Source organism: Pseudomonas sp. 28 E 9, assembly GCF_900004785.1.
GTDB classification, from domain to species: Bacteria; Pseudomonadota; Gammaproteobacteria; order Pseudomonadales; family Pseudomonadaceae; genus Aquipseudomonas; species Aquipseudomonas orientalis_A.
This window is the reverse complement of the sequence record NZ_CVTK01000050.1, coordinates 309,485-330,268: the sequence shown is the minus strand read 5'-3', so window position 1 is coordinate 330,268 and position 20,784 is coordinate 309,485. Positions and strand designations below refer to the sequence as shown.

Genomic DNA, 20,784 nt, shown 5'->3' with positions numbered 1-20,784 from the left:
CACTTATGCACTTGCGAGGACTTTATGGCCCGTTTCGAACTGCAAAAACTCTACATTGACGGCGGCTACAGCGACGCTGGCAGCGATGCCACCTTCGAAGCCATCAACCCGGCTAACGGTGAAGTTCTCGCCCAAGTGCAACGCGCAACGAAAGATGACGTTGAACGTGCCGTGGTCAGCGCCGAAAAAGGCCAGAAGATCTGGGCCGCCATGACCGCCATGGAGCGTTCGCGCATCCTGCGCCGCGCCGTCGACATCCTGCGCGAGCGCAACGATGAGCTGGCCGCCCTGGAAACCCTGGACACCGGCAAGGCGTTCTCCGAAACCAAATACGTCGACGTCGTCACCGGCGCCGACGTACTCGAATACTACGCAGGCCTGGTGCCGGCCATCGAAGGCGAGCAGATTCCGCTGCGCGACACCTCCTTCGTCTACACCCGCCGCGAGCCGCTGGGCGTGGTCGCCGGTATCGGCGCGTGGAACTACCCGATCCAGATCGCCCTGTGGAAATCCGCACCGGCCCTGGCCGCCGGTAACGCGATGATCTTCAAGCCCAGCGAAGTCACCTCGCTGACCACCCTGAAACTGGCCGAGATCTACACCGAAGCCGGCGTTCCGGCCGGTGTGTTCAACGTCCTGACCGGCAGCGGCCGTGAAGTCGGCACCTGGCTGACCGAGCACCCGCGCATCGAGAAAGTCTCGTTCACCGGCGGCACCGACACCGGCAAGAAAGTCATGGCCAGCGCTTCGAGCTCCTCGCTCAAGGAAGTGACCATGGAACTGGGCGGCAAGTCGCCGCTGATCGTGTTCGAAGACGCCGACCTGGATCGCGCCGCCGACATCGCGATGATGGCCAACTTCTACAGCTCCGGCCAGGTCTGCACCAACGGCACCCGCGTGTTCGTGCCCAAGCATCTGCAAGCAGCGTTCGAAGCCAAGATTCTTGAGCGTGTTGCGCGCATCCGTGTAGGCGACCCGCAGGACGACAACACCAACTTCGGCCCGCTGGTCAGCTTCGCCCACATGGAAAGCGTGCTGGGCTACATCGCCAAGGGCAAAGAGCAAGGCGCACGCCTGCTGTGCGGCGGCGATCGCCTGACCGACGGCGACCTGGCCAAAGGCGCGTTCGTGGCCCCGACCGTGTTCACCGACTGCACCGACGACATGACCATCGTGCGTGAAGAGATCTTCGGCCCGGTGATGAGCATCCTCACCTACGAGACCGAAGAAGAAGTGATCCGCCGCGCCAACGACACCGACTTCGGCCTGGCAGCCGGCCTGGTCACCAAGGACCTGAACCGCGCTCACCGCGTGATTCATCAACTGGAAGCGGGTATCTGCTGGATCAACGCCTGGGGCGAGTCCGACGCGAAGATGCCGGTGGGTGGCTACAAGCAATCGGGTGTGGGCCGTGAGAACGGGATCAGCTCGCTGAACAACTTCACGCGCATCAAATCGGTACAGGTTGAGTTGGGTGATTACGCCTCGGTGTTCTAAGAACCCGAGCCTTGTAGTGCCTTTGAGGCCGCTATCGGGGGCAAGCCCCCTCCCACACTTTGATTTGTGAACACCTTCAAATGTGGGAGGGCGCTTGCCCCCGATGAGGCCCGACCTGACCACACTTCAAAGAGGGTGCATCCAATGTCCCAAGAATACGACTACATCATTGTGGGTGCCGGCTCCGCCGGTAATACCCTGGCAACTCGCCTGACCGAAGACGAAGGCGTCACCGTCCTGTTGCTGGAAGCCGGTGGCCCGGACTACCGCCTCGACTTCCGTACCCAGATGCCCGCCGCCCTGGCGTTCCCGCTGCAAGGCCGCCGCTATAACTGGGCCTACGAAACCGATCCGGAGCCGCATATGGACGGTCGCCGCATGGAATGCGGTCGCGGCAAGGGCCTGGGTGGCTCTTCCCTGATCAACGGCATGTGTTACATCCGCGGCAACGCCATGGACTACGACAACTGGTCGAAGCTGCCGGGGCTGGAAGACTGGACCTACCTGGACTGCCTGCCGTATTTCCGCAAGGCCGAAACCCGCGACATCGGCCCCAACGACTACCACGGCGGCGAAGGCCCGGTCAGCGTGACCACGCCCAAAGCAGGCAATAATCCGCTGTTCCACGCCATGGTCGAAGCCGGCGTACAGGCCGGTTACCCGCGTACCGAAGACTTGAACGGCTACCAGCAGGAAGGCTTCGGCCCGATGGACCGCACCGTCACGCCCAATGGCCGTCGCGCCAGCACCGCACGCGGTTACCTGGACACGGCTAAAAAGCGTTCGACCCTGACCATCGTCACCCACGCCCTCACCGACAAAGTGTTGTTCGAAGGCAAGCGTGCGGTCGGCGTGCGTTACCTGATCGGCGCCGCCGAAGAGCGCGTTGAAGCCCGTGCGCGCAAGGAAGTGCTGGTGTGCAGCGGCGCAATCGCCTCGCCGCAACTGCTGCAACGCTCCGGCGTCGGCCCGGCCAAATTGCTGGAAAGCCTCGACATCCCGGTGGTCCATGACCTGCCAGGCGTCGGCGAAAACCTGCAGGATCACCTTGAGCTGTACCTGCAATACGCCTGCACCCAGCCCGTGTCGCTGTACCCCTCGCTGCTCTGGTACAACCAGCCGGCCATCGGTGCCGAATGGCTGTTCAACGGCACCGGTATCGGCGCCAGCAACCAGTTCGAGGCCGGCGGTTTTATCCGTTCGCGCCCGGAATTCGAATGGCCGAACATCCAGTACCACTTCCTGCCGGTCGCCATTAACTACAACGGCAGCAACGGCGTGAAAGAGCACGGCTTCCAGGCGCACATGGGTTCCATGCGTTCGCCAAGCCGTGGCCGCGTGCACCTGAAGTCGAAGAACCCACGGGACTACCCGAGCATCCTCTTCAACTACATGGCCACCGAACAGGACTGGCAGGAATTTCGTGACGGCATCCGCCTGACCCGCGAAATCATGCAGCAGCCGGCGCTCGACCCTTACCGTGGCCGCGAAATCAGCCCGGGTATCGACGTGCAAACCGACGAGCAACTGGACAAGTTCATCCGCGAGCACGCCGAGACCGCGTTCCACCCGTCCTGCTCGTGCAAGATGGGCACCGACGAGATGGCGGTGGTCGACGGCGAAGGCCGCGTGCACGGCATGCAGGGTTTGCGTGTGGTGGATGCGTCGATCATGCCGATCATCACCACCGGTAACCTGAACGCGCCGACGATCATGATCGCCGAGAAAATCGCCGACAAGATCCGTGGCCGCACGCCACTGCCGCGCAGCACCGCCGACTACTACGTGGCCGGCGATGCGCCGGTGCGTGGCAAGCCGATGCGTGAAATTGCGCAGTAACTGAAACACTGCGGCGCTCCCATCGGGGGCAAGCCCCCTCCCACATTCGACCGTGTTCCAAAGGAAGTACGCGGTCAAGTGTGGGAGGGGGCTTGCCCCCGATGAGGCCCGAACAAACAACACACAACCCCCTCCCTTGATCAGCTCCCAGCCCCGGCCTACTCTGTTGGCCTGCCCGCGCTGAGCCGCCCACAAGGAAGGCCCCATGTTCGAACACCACGCCACGCTCAAGAAACACTTCAGTGCCCTGCGCACCAACGCCCAATTCTTCTCCCTGCGCTATGTCCGCGAATCCGGCCGATACCTGTCGGTACGCAAGAACGTCGCCGAACCGCCGCACCTGAGCCACGACGAAGGCGCCATGCTCACCGTGCGCCTCAACGGCGTGGAAGCCTACGCCGCGACCAACGATATTTCCCTGGCCGGCCTGCAAGCCGCCCTCGAGCGCGCCGAGCAGCAGGCCCGGCAGATCCAGCCCCACGCCCTGCTCGACCTGCGCGAGCAAGCGGTGTCCAGTGACGTGGCCGACTACCTGTCGCCCGACTTCGACCAGCCCTTCCCCACCCTGAGCGACTGCTACCAACTGCTCGGCGATGAGTCCGCTGCCGTGCCCAGGGATGAACGCCTGGTCAGCTGGGACGTGAGTCTGGGCCAGACCACCGTCGAACAGATCTACCTCAACACCGCCGGCGCCCAATTGCGCCAGGCCCAGCGCTTTGTGTTCCCCGGCGTCAATGTCACGGCCTTCGACGGTAACGACAGCCAGACCCGCACCCTCGGCGGCAGCAACTTCGGCCAGCAAGGCGGGTTTGACGTAATCAGCCGCTTCGGCCTGATCGGCGCCGCGCCGCGCGTGGCCGACGAGGCCCTGCAACTGTTGCTGGCACCGAACACGCCCCAGGGTCCGCGTGACCTGCTGCTGATGCCCGACCAGATGATCCTGCAGATCCACGAGTCCATCGGCCATCCGCTGGAGCTGGACCGCATCCTTGGCGACGAGCGCAACTACGCCGGCACCAGCTTTGTGAAGGCCAGCGACTTCGGCCACCTGCAATACGGTTCACCGCTGCTCAACGTGACCTTCGACCCGGACATCCCCGAGCAGCTTGCCAGTTACAGCCATGACGATGACGGCACCCGCGCCAGCAAGCAGTTCCTGATCCGCCAAGGGCTGCTGCTCAAGCCGTTGGGCGGCGCGTTGTCGCAATTTCGCGCCAACCTGCCAGGCGTCGCCAACAGCCGCGCCTGCGGCTGGAATCGCCCGCCCATCGATCGAATGGCCAACTTGAATATCGAGCCCGGCGATAAAAACCTCGCGCAACTGGTGGGCGGTATTGAACACGGCATCCTGATGTCGACCAATCGTTCGTGGTCCATCGACGATGCGCGCAACAAGTTCCAGTTCGGGTGTGAGTGGGGCCAGTTGATCGAAAACGGCGAACTCAAGGGTGTGGTGAAGAACCCCAACTACCGCGCCATTTCCGCGCAGTTCTGGCGCAACCTCAGCGCGGTCGGCGATGCCAGCACCTTCAAGGTGTTGGGCACGCCGAACTGCGGCAAGGGCGAACCCAACCAGGTGATCCGCGTCGGCCATGCGTCGCCGGCCTGTGTGTTCAGTAACGTCGATGTATTCGGGGGAGACGCCTGATGAATAACTTCAAGGCACTGGTGGACTGGCTCAAGCAGGCCATCACCGATAAAGAGCAATTTCACCTCGGCTACGCGGATGAATCGTCGGAATTCGTGCGGTTCAACCACGCACAGGTGCGCCAGGCCGGCCAGGTGCAACAATCGAGCCTGAACCTCAAGCTGATCAACGACGGCCGCCACGCCGACCTGGGCATCACCCTGTCCGGCGAGCCGGCGCTGGATCGCCAGCGTCTGGCCGATGGCCTGCAACAACTGCGCGAAACCTTGCCGCTACTGCCGGCGGACCCGTACCTGTTGCTGAACCACGACGCCTGGCACAGCCACAACGAACAGCTGCGCCCCCTGCCGGAGATGGCCCAGGTGCTGCAAGACATCAGCCGGGCTGCAGAAGACGTGGACCTGGTCGGCTTCTATGCCGCCGGTCCCATCAGCCGTGGCTTTGCCAGCTCCGACGGCGCGTTCGGCTGGCACCAGGCCAATAGCTTCAACTTCGACTTCAGCCTGTTCCACGCCAATGGCGAAGCGGTCAAGGCCAGCTACGCCGGGCACACCTGGGACAGTGCCGAGTTCGCCCGGCGCGTCCAACAGGCGCGCGACCAGCTCCACTTCCTGGGCCGACCGCTGCACCCGCTGCCGCCCGGACAGTACCGCGCCTACCTCGCTCCGGCGGCACTCGAAGAGATCATCAGCATCGTGACCTGGGGCGGCTTTTCCGCCCAGGCCATCGCCAGCAAAGGCAGCTCGTTGCAACGCCTGTATGCCGGCGAACAGCACCTGAGCCCGCTGGTGACCGTCAGCGAGCAGATCAGCGGTTCACTGAGCCAGGCCTTTTCCCCGGAAGGCTACCCGCGCAGCGATGTCAGGTTGATCGATGCAGGCCGCGCCGACGGCCAACTGGTCAACTCGCGCAGCGCCGCCGAATATGGCCTCAGTGCCAACGGCGCCGGCGGCGACGAGTCCCCCAGCGCCCTGCAGATGGCCGCCGGCAACCTGGCCCAGGCCGATATCCTCAAGCAATTGGGCACCGGGCTGTACATCAGCAACCTGTGGTACCTGAACTACTCCGACCTGCCGGCGGCGCGCCTGACCGGCATGACCCGCTTCGCCACGTTCTGGGTGGAAGACGGCGAGATCAAGGCCCCGGTCAGCACCATGCGCTTTGATGACAGTGTGTACAGCCTGCTGGGCTCACAGCTGGAAGCGTTGACGATTGAACGGGAACTGCTGCTGTCGGCCAGCACGTATGGGCAGCGCAACACCGCGTCGAATCTGCTGCCAGGCGCCCTGGTCAAACGCCTGACCCTGACGTTGTAAATATAAAACCCCTGTGGGAGGGGGCTTGCTCCCGATGACGGTGTATCAGTGACACATGTACTGACTGACACACTGTTATCGGGAGCAAGCCCCCTCCCACATTGTCCTGAGTTGATTTCAGACAGATCAATTTCAACCCTTCCTACCGTCCATTCTCTTCTTCCCGTTCTGCACGGACAGCCCTGTTGTCGCCCGCAAAAAACCCCGTTATAAGGAGTGATGGCATACCGCCACATCACAGGGAGTGCAGCGATGACCCAGGGAAGTTTTGTCATAGAGAAGCTATACAAGCACTACAACGTCCACGTAGAGCAACTGGGCGACGACCCGCACAGAAAAACCGTGCTGATGGTCAACGGTGCACTGTCCACCACGCGCTCTTTTGCCCGTACCAGCAAATGCCTGGCCGAGCATTTCAATGTGCTGCTGTTCGACCTGCCATTCTCCGGCTATTCGCGTGAATACAACACCGACCTGGACCTGGTGACCAAGGACGACGAGGTACAGATGCTGCGCGCGCTGGTGGAGCGCCTTGCAGTCAACCATCTGGTCTCGGCCTCCTGGGGCGGCATCTCCACATTGCTGACCCTGGCGCACAACCCGCCGTCCATCGAAAGCTCGGTGGTGATGGCCCTCGCCCCCAACCTCAACCCGGCCATGCTTGCGTACGTGGAGCGCGTGCGCGTGCTGATCGAGGCCGATGACAAATCCGCCGTGGGCCACCTGCTCAACGAGACAGTCGGCAAATACCTGTCGCCGCGCCTCAAGCGCAACAACCACCGCCACCTGTCGAACATGGCCACCACCGAATATCGCCAGGCGCGTTTTCACATCCACCAGGTGTTGGCGCTGGGCGATGGCAACTACTTGCCGGCGCTGCGGCACATTGCAACACCGGTGTACTTCCTCAACGGTACGCTGGACGAATACACCCCTGCCGCCGAAGCCCGGTTGTTCGGCGATTACGTAGAGCGCAGCAGTTTCGCCGTGGCCGAACACACCGGCCATTTGCTCGACCTGGAATCACGCGAGGCGGCGCTGGCGGTGCATCGTGCCTTGCTGGATTTTCTGCTGGGCGAGCACGCCGCGTTGTCGGCTATAGACGAACCGCTAGTGGGAAAAACAGCGACGAATGGCGCATAATCGCCGACACATAGCCTGCTAACAAAAGGGTTCCCATGCCGAATCGTGCCCCTCTCGACGCCAAGACCGCCCGCTGGCTGCCCTGGGTGGTCGCGATTGCCTTCTTCATGCAGTCGCTGGACGGGACGATCCTCAACACGGCGCTGCCGGCCATGGCCCGGGACCTGGCGGAAAACCCGCTGCGCATGCAGGGCGTGGTCATTGCCTACATGCTCACCGTCGCCTTGCTGATCCCCGCGTCGGGCTGGATCGCCGACCGCTTCGGCACCAAGAAAATCTTCTTTGGCGCCATCCTGCTGTTCAGCATCGGGTCACTGTTGTGCGCCTTGTCCAGCAGCTTGAGCATGCTGGTGGGTGCGCGGGTGATCCAGGGCCTGGGCGGCGCGCTGATGCTGCCGGTGGGGCGCCTGGTGGTCCTGCGCGCCTATCCCCGTTCCGAGCTGGTGCGGATCATGGGCTTCATTACTATCCCCGGCCTGCTCGGCCCATTGCTCGGCCCGACCCTGGGCGGCTGGATGGTGCAATACCTGACCTGGCACTGGATCTTCCTGATCAACCTGCCGGTGGGCATGATCGGCTGCTACGCGGTGTGGAAGTTCATCCCCGACCTGCGCGGCAGCGAGCGCACGCGCTTCGATAGCCTCGGCTTCCTGCTGTTCGGCGCGGCCATGGTGCTGATCACCATCGCCATGGAGGGCCTGGGCGAACTGCACCTGCCGCACCTGCGGGTGATGTTGCTGCTGTTCGGCGGGCTGGCGTGCCTGGCGGCGTATTGGCTGCGCGCCGGGCATATCGACAACGCCCTGTTCTCGCCGGTGCTGTTCAAGACCCGCACCTTTGCCGTGGGCATCCTCGGTAACCTGTTCGCGCGCCTGGGCAGCGGTGCGCTGCCGTTCCTGGTGCCGCTGCTGTTGCAGGTGGCGCTGGGTTATTCGCCGTCACAGGCCGGCATGAGCATGCTGCCGCTGGCGGCGGCGGCGATGTTTGCCAAGTCCATCGCCCGGCCGTTGATCGAGCGCCTGGGTTATCGCGTGGTGCTCACCGGCAACACCCTGGCCCTGGGCGCCATGCTCGCAAGCATGGGCCTGGTCAGCGAGCAAACCCCTTACCCGCTGCTGCTGGCGATGCTGGCGGTGCTCGGCGCCATCAACTCCCTGCAATTCACGGCGATGAACACCGTGACCCTGATCGACCTCGACGACGCCCAGGCCAGCAGCGGCAACAGTTTGCTCTCGGTGGTGGCGCAACTGTCCCTGAGCCTGGGCGTGGCCTGCGCCGGTGCCCTGCTCGGCGGGTTCACCCTGGAGACCGGCAACGATGGGGTGAACACGGTGCTCGGCGCGTTCCAGCTGACGTTCCTCACCGTGGGCATCATGGCCATGCTGGCGGCGGCGATCTTCCTGCAATTGTCGCCAAAAGACGGTAAACGCGTGGTCAGCCGTGAGCATGATATCGAGCACTGACCGGCGTCTCGTCTAGAACTTGCGGGGAAATTCCCACGAGACTGGTACACTGCGCGACATTTTGTTTTGCAGAGCCAGTCCCGTGACCACCATCGCCACCGCTTTTAATACTTTGCCCCTGTCCGCCGCCATGCTGGCTAACCTCGACTCGCTGGGTTATGTCGAGATGACGCAGATCCAGGCGCAGAGCTTGCCGGTGATCCTCAAGGGGCTGGACCTGATTGCCCAGGCCAAGACCGGCAGCGGCAAGACCGCCGCCTTCGGTATCGGCCTGCTGAACCCGATCAACCCGCGCTATTTCGGGTGCCAGGCCCTGGTGATGTGCCCGACCCGCGAGCTGGCCGACCAGGTGGCCAAGGAAATCCGTCGCCTGGCCCGCGCCGAAGACAACATCAAGGTGCTGACCCTGTGCGGCGGCGTGTCCCTCGGCCCGCAGATCGCCTCCCTTGAGCACGGTGCCCACGTGATCGTCGGCACCCCGGGCCGCATCCAGCAGCACCTGCGCAAAGGTTCGCTGGTACTGGACGGCTTGAACACGCTGATCCTCGACGAAGCCGACCGCATGCTCGACATGGGTTTCTACGACGCCATCGAAGATATCATCAGCAAGACCCCGGCACGCCGCCAGACCCTGCTGTTCTCGGCCACCTACCCGGTGAGCATCAAGCAACTGGCCTCCAAGTTCATGCGCGCGCCGCAGCAAGTGAAGGCCGAAGCGTTCCACTCCGACGATCAGATCGAACAGCGGTTCTACGAGATCTCGCCGGAAGAGCGCATGGACGCCGTGACCAAGGTGCTGGCGCATTTCCGCCCGGCGTCGTGCGTGGCGTTCTGCTTTACCAAGCAGCAAGTGCAGGAAACCGTGGATCACCTGACGTCCAAGGGCATTTCCGCCGTCGGCCTGCACGGTGACCTGGAGCAACGCGACCGTGACCAGGTACTGGCCATGTTCGCCAACCGCAGCACCTCGGTGCTGGTGGCCACCGACGTCGCCGCCCGTGGCCTGGACATCGACTCGCTGGACATGGTGATCAACGTCGAACTGGCCCGCGACTCGGAAATCCACATTCACCGTGTTGGCCGTACCGGTCGCGCGGGTGAGACCGGCCTCGCCATCAGCCTGGTGGCGCCGTCCGAAGCGCACCGCGCCCAGGCCATCGAGCAACTGCAGAAGTCGCCGCTGAACTGGGATCAACTGGACAACCTCAAGCCGCAGAGCGGTGGTCCGCTGCTGCCGGTGATGAGCACGCTGTGCATCGCCGCCGGTCGCAAGGACAAGGTGCGCCCAGGCGACATCCTCGGCGCACTGACGGGTGACGCCGGCATCCCGGGTGCCCAGGTCGGCAAGATCGCGATCTTTGACTTCCAGGCCTTCGTGGCCGTGGAACGCGGCATCGCCAAGCAGGCGCTGCAGCGCTTGAACGACGGCAAGATCAAAGGCCGTTCGTTGCGCGTGCGGATCCTGTAACACGACCGTTGATCCAATGAGGATCCAATGTGGGAGGGGGCTTGCCCCCGATGGCGGTGTGTCAGTCAGTCCATCTGTTACTGATACACCGCTATCGGGGGCAAGCCCCCTCCCACAGTTTTGATTACATTTCAGATGAATATTTGTATGAGGACATGGCTGTGCGCTCGACCGAAGTTGTGATCATTGGCGCCGGCGCCGCAGGCTTGATGTGCGCACTGACCGCCGCCGGGCGCGGGCGCAAGGTGATGCTGATCGACCATGCGAACAAGGCCGGCAAAAAGATCCTGATGTCCGGTGGTGGCCGCTGCAACTTCACCAATCTGTACACCGAGCCGGCCAACTTCCTCTCGCACAACGCGCACTTCTGCAAGTCGGCCCTGGCGCGCTACACCCAGTGGGATTTCATCGGCTTGGTGGCCAAGCACGGCGTGCCGTACCACGAAAAGAAACTCGGCCAGCTGTTCTGCGATAACAAGTCCAGCGACATCCTCGGCATGCTGCTCGATGAATGCATCCAGACCGGCGTGAGCCTGCATCTGGACACCTCCGTCCAGGAAATCGCCAGACTGGATGGCGGCTATCAGTTGCAGACCACCCTGGGTGAGCTGCGTTGCGAATCCCTGGTGATCGCCACTGGTGGGCTGTCGATTCCAACCCTCGGCGCCACCGGTTTTGGCTATCAAGTGGCCAAACAATTCGGCCATGAACTGCTGCCGACCCGCGCGGGTCTGGTGCCGTTCACCATCACCGACCAGCTCAAGGACCTGTGCGGCGAGCTGTCCGGCACCTCGGTGGATTGCCTGGTCAGCTGCAACGGCCAGAGCTTTCGCGAGAACCTGCTGTTTACCCATCGCGGCCTGAGCGGGCCGGCGATTTTGCAGATTTCCTCCTACTGGGAACCCGGTGACACCGTGGAGATCAACCTGCTGCCCGACCACGACGCCCACACGTGGCTGCAACAGCAACAGGCCGAGCGTCCCAACAGCGAGTTGAAGACACTGCTGGGCGAGATTTTCACCAAGAAGATGGCCAACCTGCTGGCGGACACCTGGTTCGCGTCCAAGCCGATGAAGCAGTACACCCATGCCGAAATCGCCGACATCGCCGAGAAGCTCGGCAACTGGCAACTGGTACCGGCGGGCACCGAGGGCTATCGCACGGCCGAGGTGACGCTGGGCGGGGTGGATACGCGGGAAGTGTCGTCCAAGACCATGGAATCCCTGAAAAGCCCCGGGCTGTACTTTATCGGTGAAGTGCTGGATGTGACCGGTCACCTGGGCGGGTTCAACTTCCAGTGGGCCTGGGCTTCGGGCTACGCAGCCGCGCAATACGTCTGACACAACACAGTCAAATGTGGGAGGGGGCTTGCCCCCGATGGCGGTGTATCAGTCACCTGATGAGCTGGCTGACACACTGCTATCGGGGGCAAGCCCCCTCCCACATTTTGTTTTGCAGGGTGTCAGGGAAATATTTGCACATCGATGTGATCACCACCCTTGCCGTGGCGTCCTTGATAGCTCAATTTAGCGACAACGTCCCGGAAGACTCCAGACTTCATGTCATCGACCTCGTTCAAGCAGTCCCTGCGACGCCTGTGGGCACTGGATAAATTCAGCTACAGCATTCGGGTATTCATCGCCCTGACCGGCAGCATGGCGCTGTGCTGGTATCAGGATGAAATGACGCTGCTGATCCCGCTGTTCCTGGGGATTATCGCCAGCGCCCTGGCCGAGACCGATGACAGTTGGCAAGGCCGTCTCAACGCCCTGGCGGTGACGTTGGTGTGTTTCAGCATCGCCGCGCTGTCGGTGGAGCTGTTGTTTCCCTACCCCTGGATTTTCGCGGCCTCCCTGGCCCTGGCCACGTTCGGCCTGACCATGCTCGGCGCGCTCGGTGAACGCTATGGCGCGATTGCCTCGGCCACGTTGATCCTGTCGGTCTACACCATGATCGGCGTGGACCAGCGCGGCGGTGCCGTCAGTGATTTCTGGCACGAGCCGCTGCTGCTGGTGGCAGGCGCGGCCTGGTACGGCGTGCTGTCGGTGCTGTGGCAGGCGCTGTTTTCCAATCAGCCGGTGCAACAGAGCCTGGCGCGGTTGTTCCGCGAGCTGGGGCGTTATCTGAAGCTCAAATCTGCGTTGTTCGAGCCGATCCGCCAACTGGATGTGGAAGCACGCCGCCTGGAACTGGCCCAACAGAATGGTCGGGTGGTCGCGGCGTTGAATGCGGCCAAGGAAATCATCCTGCACCGCGTCGGCAATGGCCGGCCGGGCTCGAAGGTCAGCCGCTACCTGAAGCTGTACTTCCTGGCCCAGGACATCCACGAGCGCGCCAGTTCGTCCCACTACCCCTATAACGCCCTGGCCGACGCGTTCTTCCACAGCGACGTGCTGTTCCGCTGCCAACGCCTGCTTCGCCAGCAGGGCAAGGCCTGCCAGGCCCTGGCCGAGTCGATCCAACTGCGCCAGCCGTTCATTTATGACGACAGCTTTGCCGAAGCCCTGGGCGATTTGAATGCCTCCCTGGAACACCTGCGCATCCAGAGCAACCCGGCCTGGCGCGGCCTGCTGCGCTCGTTGCGCGCCCTGGCCGCCAACCTGTCGACCCTCGACCGCCTGCTCGGCGACGCAAGCAACCCCGACGCCCTGGCCGACGCCACCGACAGCAACCTGCTGGACCGTGCCCCACGCAACCTCAAGGAAATGTGGACGCGCCTGCGCACCCAGCTCACGCCGACCTCGCTGCTGTTTCGCCACGCCTTGCGCCTGTCCCTGGCATTGACCGTCGGCTACGCCACCCTGCATGCCATCCATGCCTCCCAGGGTTACTGGATCATCCTTACCACGCTGTTTGTTTGCCAACCGAACTACGGGGCGACGCGCCGCAAGCTCGGTCAGCGGATCATCGGCACCGCGATCGGCCTGACCGTGGCCTGGGCGCTGTTCGACCTGTTCCCAAACCCGGTGGTGCAGTCGATGTTCGCCATCGCCGCCGGCCTGGTGTTCTTTATCAACCGCACCACGCGCTACACCCTGGCCACGGCGGCGATCACCCTGATGGTGCTGTTCTGTTTCAACCAGGTGGGCGATGGCTACGGACTGTTCCTGCCACGCCTGTTCGATACCTTGCTCGGCAGCCTGATCGCGGGCCTGGCGGTGTTCCTGTTCCTGCCGGACTGGCAAGGCCGGCGCCTGAACAAAGTGCTGGCCAACACCCTGACCTGCAACAGCATTTACCTGCGCCAGATCATGCAGCAGTACGCCGCCGGCAAGAGCGACGACCTGGCTTACCGCCTGGCCCGGCGCAACGCGCACAACGCCGATGCGGCGCTGTCCACCACCCTGGCGAATATGCTGATGGAGCCTGGACACTTTCGTAAGGAGGCCGACGTCGGCTTCCGCTTCCTGGTGCTCTCGCACACGCTGCTCAGCTATTTGTCGGGCCTTGGCGCACACCGCGATACCCAACTGCCGGCCGACGTGCGCGAACAGTTGATCGCAGGCGCGGGCAACAGCCTGGCAGCGAGCATTGATGAGATCGCTACGGGGTTGGCGAACAAACAGCCGATTGCGATCCAGAGCGATGACGAGGAAGCACTGGCAGCGCAGCTTGAGCAGATGCCGGATGAGATCGATGAGGGCCAGCGGCTGGTGCAGACGCAGTTGGCGTTGATTTGTCGGCAGTTGGGGCCGTTGCGTACGCTGGCGGCGCATCTGATCAAAGATACCCGCGCGGCTTAGGCCGCCATCGGGGGCAAGCCCCCTCCCACACTGACTGTGTTCACAGATTCAGATGTGTGAATACATTCAAATGTGGGAGGGGGCTTGCCCCCGATGAGGCCCGCAAGAACACTACATCCCATGGGCCTTCATCAACTTCGCATAACTGCCATCCGCCTTCATCCTGGCGATCTCCCGATCAAAGCCGGCAACGATCTGCGCATGCTCGGGGTTCTTCAGGCTGACCAGGATATGCAGGCTGTTCTCGCTCAGCGGCTCGCCCACGAACTCCACGGCGCTGCGCACCCTGGGCGACTCGCGCGCCAGGTAGTAACGCGCCACGAACTCATCCTCCAGGGTCAGGCGCACACGTTTTGCCGCCAGCATCCGCACGGCCATGGCAAAGTTATGCACCGGCACTTTCTGTAGCAGCGCATCCTGGTCGAACGCCGCCGAATAGGCGTAACCACGCACCACGGCGATGCTTTCGCCGTGCAACCGTTGCAGGTCCTGATAATCGACAGGGTCGTCGCGGCGCTTGATAAAGCGCACGCGGTTGACCAGATATTGCGCGGAAAACTCACCCAACTGCGTGCGCTCATCGTTGTACCAGGCGTTGATCAGCACATCGTAGCGCCCATCGCCTATGCCCTTGAGCGCGCGCGCCCAAGGCACCTGCTCAAAATCACTCGCGTACCCGGCCCGAGCCAGTGCGGTGCTGACAATATCCGTAGCCAGCCCGCCGTTGATCAGCGTGATATCGGTAAACGGCGGCCAACCGTCCGCCACCAAGCGCAAACGCTGCGCCAATACCGGTTGAGCCAGCAACAACACTGCAATCAAAGCAACGGCACGAGACAATCGCGGCATGCTTAAAATCCTTGGCGGGCAGGCGATGGCCTGATAACAGTAGCTCATCAATGAGCCTGCATTGGTTATTGCACAAAGAAGTCAGGCACGCATGCACTGAATGATGGCAAATTGACGCCATTCACAAAAATGACCGGCTTTGGACAGCCGCGCCGGTCGCACTTACTATCCCTGCCAAGCCTTTGACAAGAGCGCACCTCATGACGGTCGATTGGATCTGCAGACATCACGACGATCTGGGCAAGGAACAGCTGTACGCCATCCTGCGCCTGCGCGGCGAAGTGTTCGTGGTTGAGCAACAGTGTGTTTACCATGACATCGACGGGCAGGACCTGTCCGGCGATACCCACCACCTGATGGCCTGGAAAGCGGATGAGCTGGTGGCCTACCTGCGGCTGCTCGACCCGGAGTCACAGGGTGGCGATGTGGTGATTGGCCGGGTAATCGTTGCGCCGTCGGCGCGGGGCACCGGGCTGGGGCATTTAATGATGGAAGAAACCCTCAGGCAGATCGAGGAGATCTGGCCCGAGACACCAATCTTCCTGTCGGCCCAGGCGCATTTGCAGGGGTATTACGGGCGGTATGGGTTTGTGGTGGAGGGTGAGGAATATCTGGAGGACGATATTCCACATATTGGTATGCGGCGGGCTTGAGGGCCTCATCGGGGGCAAGCCCCCTCCCACACTGTTGATTTGTGAACACCGTCAAAATGTGGGAGGGGGCTTGCCCCCGATAGCGCCAGCCCAAACACCGCATCACTCAGGGATAACCCAACACCCGCTTGACCGCCACAAGATTGGCCTCGATCCACCCCCGATCAATCGCCCCCCACTCACGAATCCGATAACCCCCGGCGTGATTGCGCGCCCCCTCTTCCTGCTCGAACTCACACACGATATCCAGGTCGGCCAACGCCGCAATCGTGTCCTGCGCCGTGCGCCGCGGCATACCGGTCACTTCAGTCAGCGCCGGGACGCTGCTGGCCAGCCCGCTGTCGATCAGGTACGCCACATACAGGCGACGGTAAAAGCTGCTCTTGGTCTTGCTCACATCCATGGTCAATCGCCTTGTAATTGGGGCTTGCCCTGCAAATCGCGCCAGGTGAGGTACACCCGCAGGTCGAATTCCACCTGATGGTAGCCCGGCATCATGTGTTCACAGAGTTTATAGAACGCCTTGTTGTGGTCCGATTCCTTGAAGTGCGCCAGTTCGTGCACCACGATCATGCGCAGAAACTCGGGGGCCGCCTCCTTGAACAGCGAGGCGATGCGGATCTCTTTCTTGGACTTGAGATTGCCGCCCTGCACCCGGGAAATCGTGGTGTGCAAACCCAGGGCGCGGTGGGTCAGGTCCAGGCGGTTATCGAACAGCACCTTGTCGATCGACGGTGCATTGCGCAGGTGTTCCTGCTTCAAGGCCAGGGCGTAGCCGTACAGGGCCTTGTCGCTCTGCACGGCGTGGCGCTCGGGGTAACGCTGCTCCAGGTAGGCGCCCAACTGGTCCTTGGCGATCAATTGGCGCACTTGTTCCTGAAGGGCGGCGGGATAGGCCTGAAGGTATTTCAACGCGGTCATGGGGGCTGCAATGTGATTCGGACGGCCGCCAGTGTAGCGAATTCACAGCGCGTGAGGGTGCGACCAACCGACGACGTCCTCGGCCATCAGCGGTGCCGCCGCCCAGGTGCCCTGGATGAATGAACACCCGTTGGCCTTGAGCCACTGCGCCTGTTCGAGGCTTTGCACGCCTTCGGCGATCACCAGCACCTCAAAATGCCCGCACAGCTCGATGATGCTGCGCGCCATTGCGGCATCCCGCGCGGAGCCTGGCAATCGGGCCACCAATTGCGGGTCAAGCTTGAGGGTGTCGAACGCCAGGTCGCGCAGATGGGCCAGGGAACAGCGACCCGCGCCAAAGTCATCCAGGGCGATACGCACCCCCAGCTCACGCAACAAGGTGAGCTGCTTGGTCGATTCCTCAAGGTTGCTCATCAGGCAGTCTTCACTGATTTCCACCTCCAGTTGCCGCCCCTGCAAACCGTGCCGTTCGAGGACCTGCCGCAGTTGGCCGACCAGGTTGGGCGTATTGAACTGACTGCTGCTCAGGCTCACGCTCAACACCAGCTCATCATCGAAAGACGCTTGCCAGACCTGGCGCTGGGCAGCGACCTGCTGGTAAATCCAACTGCTCAACTGGCTGATCAGCCGCGCCTCTTCCAGCAGCGGCAGGAACAACCCCGGCGGCACGTCACCGACACTCGGGTGCTGCCAGCGCAGCAACGCCTCGACACCCCGCAAGCGCCCATCCACCAGCGACACCTGGGGCTGGTACACCAGGACGAAATCCTTGTTTTGAATCGCGGTGCGCACACTGTCCTCAAGCATCAGGCGCGAGCGGGCTCGACCGTTCATTTCATGGTCGTAATAGCGATATTGCTGACGGCCGGCGCGCTTGGCTTCGTACATGGCGATGTCCGCCGCGCGCAACAGGCCGCTCAGGTCCGAGCCGCAGTCCGGAAAGGTCGCGATACCGATGCTGACGCCGAGCATCACCTCCAAACCGTCGACCTGCTGGCACACAGACACCCGCTCGATCAGTTTTTCCGCAATTTTCGCGGCCTGCTCCGGGAATTCCAGCTCCAGCAATGCCGTGAACTCATCCCCGCCCATGCGCCCAAGAATGTCGTAGGAGCGCAAGCACGCCTGCATCTGCTCGGACACCCAGCGCAGCACGCGATCGCCGGCGTCGTGGCCCAGGGTGTCGTTGACGCGCTTGAAACCATCCAGATCCAGGTACAGCAGCACCAGCGACTGCTCATTGCGCTCGCTGCGCGACAACATGCTCTCCACCGTCTGGTGGAAGCCCCGACGATTGAGCAGCCCGGTCAACGGGTCGGTCACCGCCTGGAACTCCAACTGCTGGTGCAGGTGGCGCACCTCGGACATGTCCAGCACCGTCACCACCATCGCCTTCTGCTCTGCGGGCAAGGGTGCGCAGGACAACGCCACCGGCACCTGTTGACCGCGACTGGTGCGCAAAATAGCGTCGTGCAAGCGCCACGTTTCGCCTTTGCAATACGCCTCGTACATCGGGAACCCCAGCCAGGCCGGCACATGGGGCTTTTGCAGGAAACTCAGGAAACTCTCACCCTGCAACTCGGCCATCGTGGCATTGAGCAGCCTGGAGATAGCCGGGTTGGCGTACTGGATCACGCTGCCCTCGCCCACCACCAGAATCCCTTCGGCGGCGTTGTCCAGTACCGAGGCATTGAAGGCGCGGGCGGCCTCCAGGTCATGGCTCAACCGCTGCAGCGCACGGCGATTACGCTGATGTTCCAGCAGCGCCTGCACTTTGGGCTTGAGAATATGCGGGTCGAAGGGCTTGAACAGGTAGTCGATCGCACCGCTGGCGTAGCCCTGGAGCACCGCGTCGGGGGACTGGGCAGCAGCCGAGAGAAAGATGATCGGCGTCATGCTCGTGCGCTGGCTGCCGCGCATCAGGCGCGCCACCTCGAAGCCATCCATACCCGGCATCCGCACGTCCAGTAACACCAGGTCGACGTCATGCTCCAGCAGCAACTCCAGGGCCTGCAAACCGGAAGTCGCGGTAATCACTCGCCAGTCTTCACGCTGTAACACGGCACGCATGCTGACGAGATTTTCCGGGTAGTCATCGACCACCAGGAGAACTGAACGACCGTCGCCGAGGTTTGAAGCGCAATCCATGCTACGTCTCTTCCTTAAGGAACTGCACCGGTCACTTCGGGTACTCAAAACCGGACAAATAATGAGGCCTCACTCTAGCCCCGGGAATATAAAAGCAGAAGTAACGTCGGTGCCATCATCGCGCCAAACCCCGGGAAGCCGACTAACGGTAAGGCGCTGCAGCCCGCGTACCATGGGCAACATGGCTTTTTGGCATTCCTCTGACGCCAATAAATTGCCAGCCAGCGTTTAACAAGTGGGTTAACACCACCTATAAAGAACCTGTGCAGCCCTCGGGCTAAAGCGTTCACCCCTCGTCAAAAGGCCAACACCATGATCGACCTTTCCACCTGGAACCTGAGCATTCCGGTCGGCTCCCCGCCCACGACCATCGAAACCCCGAAGCTGCTCAGCGGCTTCAATGACCAGTACTTCCAGGCCGAAGGCAGCGATGTGCAGTTCTGGACGCCCGTCACCGGCACCCGCACCGAAAACGCCATCTACCCGCGCAGCGAACTGCGCGAAACCTACGCCGACGGGCGCCTGCGCAACTGGACCTACCCCGAGGCCGACAACTTCCTGCGCGCCACACTCACCGTCAATCAGGTGCCGTCCAGCGGCAAGGTCGTGATCGGCCAGATCCATGCCTATGACAGCCAGAAACCCCTGATCAAGCTGGAGTACCAATTCAAGGAAAAAACCCAGACCGGCAACATCGTCGCCAAAGTGCGCATGCGCCCGGATGAATCCGAAAGCAGGGTCATCACGGTCGCCTCCAACGTGCCCCTGGAGAAGAGCTTTACCTATGTGATCAACCTCAACAAGGCCGGATTGCTCAGCGTGAACGCGGCCGACAGCGAGTGGAATGATCGCATCGGCGCGGCCTGGGGCGACAAGCCGCTGTACTTCAAGGCGGGGGTGTATGTGCAGGACAACAGTGGGGACAGCAAGGAAGGCGCACGGGTGACGTTTGCCAAGTTGGATATTGATCACGAGTAAAACGGATCGGCCCAGCTTATGCAGGCAAGGTCTGATAAACCCAGGGACCGTTCCCAGGCCTTGAATCCACTGCAGTCCACCTGTGGGAGGGGGCCCCCGATAGCGGAGGGCCAGCCGCCGACTATGTATGCTGACAGACCGCAATCGGGGGCAAGCCCCCTCCCACAGTTGTCCTGCTTGTATTCCGAGTGATTGAACAGCGTGGGGTTGATATACCTGCCGCCGCCTGACCCGAAGGCCAAAACCCGCATTCTTGCGGGTTTTCCATGAGCCTTAATGCAAAGGCTTTACCACCGGCTTGCGTCGCATACCCGACGCCACCGAGTCGTGTAACGCCATCGCACGGCCCGCGTCCCACTCCTTGCGCATTGTGGAAAAAAGCTCAACATCAACTCGCGTCTGATGGGCGCCAAGCGCCTCGGACATTGCGTCTGCAATACGCTCGATGATCACGCCTGGGGCTGCTACACCGCAGTGCTTGCGACCATACTCAATCGCATATGCGGAGGAAAACTGCGACCCCTTGGACAGTTCACCCGCATTGCCTTGAGGTGTGGCAATGTTAAGCCGCATGATTTTACTCATCGTGCTCTACCAGTTCGGCAAGGGATTTGAGATCGATTCGCCGGTCAACCACTTCCAATGCCATTCCCAACGCCATAATCACCCTGAAGGCGGTGTACATGGCCACGTTTTCCACCGCTTCCAGGTCGATGATGGTTTTACGGCTGCACCGCGCTTTTTCCGCGAGTTGCTGCTGACTGTAGTGCTTCGCCCGGCGCAATTGCCTGATCCGCTCGCCAAAAGCCGGGGGAGTAGTGATGAGCAAAATGTCACCTATACAGAACTTTTAATGAAATTAATCTGATTATGTCCGTTATAATGGACATTTCAGTCACCGTACGTCTGATGCAATTGCAGACGGGCGGCTGCTCACGAGTGACGGATTGGCCTCAATGCGAGTAGGCCATGTCCGATGAGCGCGAGGATCATTCCCGATAGGTCCAGACGCTTGAATCCACTGTGGGAGGGGGCTTGCCCCCCGATAGCGGTGGGCCAGCCGCCGACTGTGTATGCTGACACACCGCAATCGGGGGCAAGCCCCCTCCCACAGTTGT

General features: G+C 62.1%; 17 protein-coding genes. 11 read left to right on the top strand and 6 right to left on the bottom strand.

Annotation, left to right across the window (positions count from 1 at the left end; all coding sequences use genetic code 11):
* The first annotated feature begins 24 nt into the window (after nt 1-24).
* The 9 genes from betB to yccS all read left to right on the top strand — a co-directional run bounded on the left by betB (nt 25) and on the right by yccS (nt 14,117).
* Nucleotides 25-1,497, top strand: a complete 1,473-nt coding sequence (betB, locus tag BFQ00_RS17755) for a betaine-aldehyde dehydrogenase (protein ID WP_065934255.1) — start codon at nt 25-27, stop codon at nt 1,495-1,497.
* A gap of 144 nt (nt 1,498-1,641) precedes the next feature.
* Complete coding sequence (gene betA / locus BFQ00_RS17750) at nt 1,642-3,336, top strand: choline dehydrogenase (protein WP_065885421.1); 1,695 nt, start codon at nt 1,642-1,644, stop codon at nt 3,334-3,336.
* A 205-nt stretch (nt 3,337-3,541) separates the two neighbouring features.
* Nucleotides 3,542-4,984, top strand: coding sequence for a TldD/PmbA family protein (locus BFQ00_RS17745; protein WP_065934254.1), 1,443 nt, complete (start codon nt 3,542-3,544; stop codon nt 4,982-4,984).
* On the top strand, nt 4,984-6,300 hold the full coding sequence (locus tag BFQ00_RS17740) for a TldD/PmbA family protein (protein WP_065934253.1): 1,317 nt from the start codon (nt 4,984-4,986) through the stop codon (nt 6,298-6,300). The genes BFQ00_RS17745 and BFQ00_RS17740 overlap by 1 nt, the downstream gene beginning before the upstream one ends.
* A 252-nt stretch (nt 6,301-6,552) precedes the next feature.
* Nucleotides 6,553-7,443, top strand: a complete 891-nt coding sequence (locus tag BFQ00_RS17735; RefSeq protein WP_065934252.1) for an alpha/beta fold hydrolase — start codon at nt 6,553-6,555, stop codon at nt 7,441-7,443.
* Between the two features lie 35 nt (nt 7,444-7,478).
* Nucleotides 7,479-8,906, top strand: a complete 1,428-nt coding sequence (gene mdtD / locus BFQ00_RS17730) for a multidrug transporter subunit MdtD (protein ID WP_065885417.1) — start codon at nt 7,479-7,481, stop codon at nt 8,904-8,906.
* 130 nt (nt 8,907-9,036) lie between these two features.
* Nucleotides 9,037-10,374, top strand: a complete 1,338-nt coding sequence (gene dbpA, locus BFQ00_RS17725; protein ID WP_240995367.1) for an ATP-dependent RNA helicase DbpA — start codon at nt 9,037-9,039, stop codon at nt 10,372-10,374.
* 161 nt (nt 10,375-10,535) lie between these two features.
* Nucleotides 10,536-11,714: an NAD(P)/FAD-dependent oxidoreductase gene (locus tag BFQ00_RS17720; RefSeq protein ID WP_065934331.1), complete on the top strand. Its 1,179-nt coding sequence runs from the start codon at nt 10,536-10,538 to the stop codon at nt 11,712-11,714.
* Nucleotides 11,715-11,933: 219 nt separating this feature from the next.
* Nucleotides 11,934-14,117: a YccS family putative transporter gene (gene yccS / locus BFQ00_RS17715; protein ID WP_065934251.1), complete on the top strand. Its 2,184-nt coding sequence runs from the start codon at nt 11,934-11,936 to the stop codon at nt 14,115-14,117.
* A gap of 111 nt (nt 14,118-14,228) precedes the next feature.
* On the opposite strand, the gene BFQ00_RS17710 is transcribed toward yccS, so the two are convergent.
* Nucleotides 14,229-14,966, bottom strand: coding sequence for a substrate-binding periplasmic protein (locus tag BFQ00_RS17710; protein WP_065885413.1), 738 nt, complete (start codon nt 14,964-14,966; stop codon nt 14,229-14,231).
* A 200-nt stretch (nt 14,967-15,166) separates the two neighbouring features.
* Here BFQ00_RS17710 and BFQ00_RS17705 point away from each other — a divergent pair, with 200 nt between their 5' ends.
* Nucleotides 15,167-15,619, top strand: a complete 453-nt coding sequence (locus BFQ00_RS17705; RefSeq protein WP_065934250.1) for a GNAT family N-acetyltransferase — start codon at nt 15,167-15,169, stop codon at nt 15,617-15,619.
* A gap of 106 nt (nt 15,620-15,725) precedes the next feature.
* On the opposite strand, the gene BFQ00_RS17700 is transcribed toward BFQ00_RS17705, so the two are convergent.
* From BFQ00_RS17700 to BFQ00_RS17690, 3 genes are read right to left on the bottom strand one after another with little or no spacing between them, the layout of a single operon-like run.
* Nucleotides 15,726-16,022 carry a winged helix-turn-helix domain-containing protein gene (locus BFQ00_RS17700; protein WP_065934249.1) on the bottom strand — a complete coding sequence of 99 codons (297 nt, stop codon included), beginning with the start codon at nt 16,020-16,022 and terminating at the stop codon, nt 15,726-15,728.
* A 2-nt stretch (nt 16,023-16,024) separates the two neighbouring features.
* Entirely contained in the window at nt 16,025-16,540 is a 516-nt protein-coding gene (locus BFQ00_RS17695; RefSeq protein ID WP_065934248.1) for a M48 metallopeptidase family protein, read from the bottom strand.
* A gap of 42 nt (nt 16,541-16,582) precedes the next feature.
* Nucleotides 16,583-18,688, bottom strand: coding sequence for a putative bifunctional diguanylate cyclase/phosphodiesterase (locus BFQ00_RS17690; protein WP_065934247.1), 2,106 nt, complete (start codon nt 18,686-18,688; stop codon nt 16,583-16,585).
* A gap of 312 nt (nt 18,689-19,000) precedes the next feature.
* On the opposite strand from BFQ00_RS17690, the gene BFQ00_RS17685 reads away from it, so the two are divergent.
* Complete coding sequence (locus BFQ00_RS17685) at nt 19,001-19,666, top strand: polysaccharide lyase family 7 protein (RefSeq protein ID WP_065885408.1); 666 nt, start codon at nt 19,001-19,003, stop codon at nt 19,664-19,666.
* Nucleotides 19,667-19,939: 273 nt separating this feature from the next.
* Here the strand turns inward: BFQ00_RS17685 and BFQ00_RS17675 are convergent, their stop codons facing one another.
* A complete protein-coding gene (locus BFQ00_RS17675) occupies nt 19,940-20,251 on the bottom strand; it encodes a hypothetical protein (protein ID WP_065934245.1) in 312 nt (103 codons plus the stop codon).
* Nucleotides 20,244-20,450 (bottom strand): transcriptional regulator, encoded by a 207-nt coding sequence (locus BFQ00_RS17670; protein ID WP_256536798.1) that lies wholly within the window; start codon nt 20,448-20,450, stop codon nt 20,244-20,246. Before BFQ00_RS17670 ends, BFQ00_RS17675 begins: the two co-directional genes overlap by 8 nt.
* Nucleotides 20,451-20,784 lie beyond the last annotated feature (334 nt).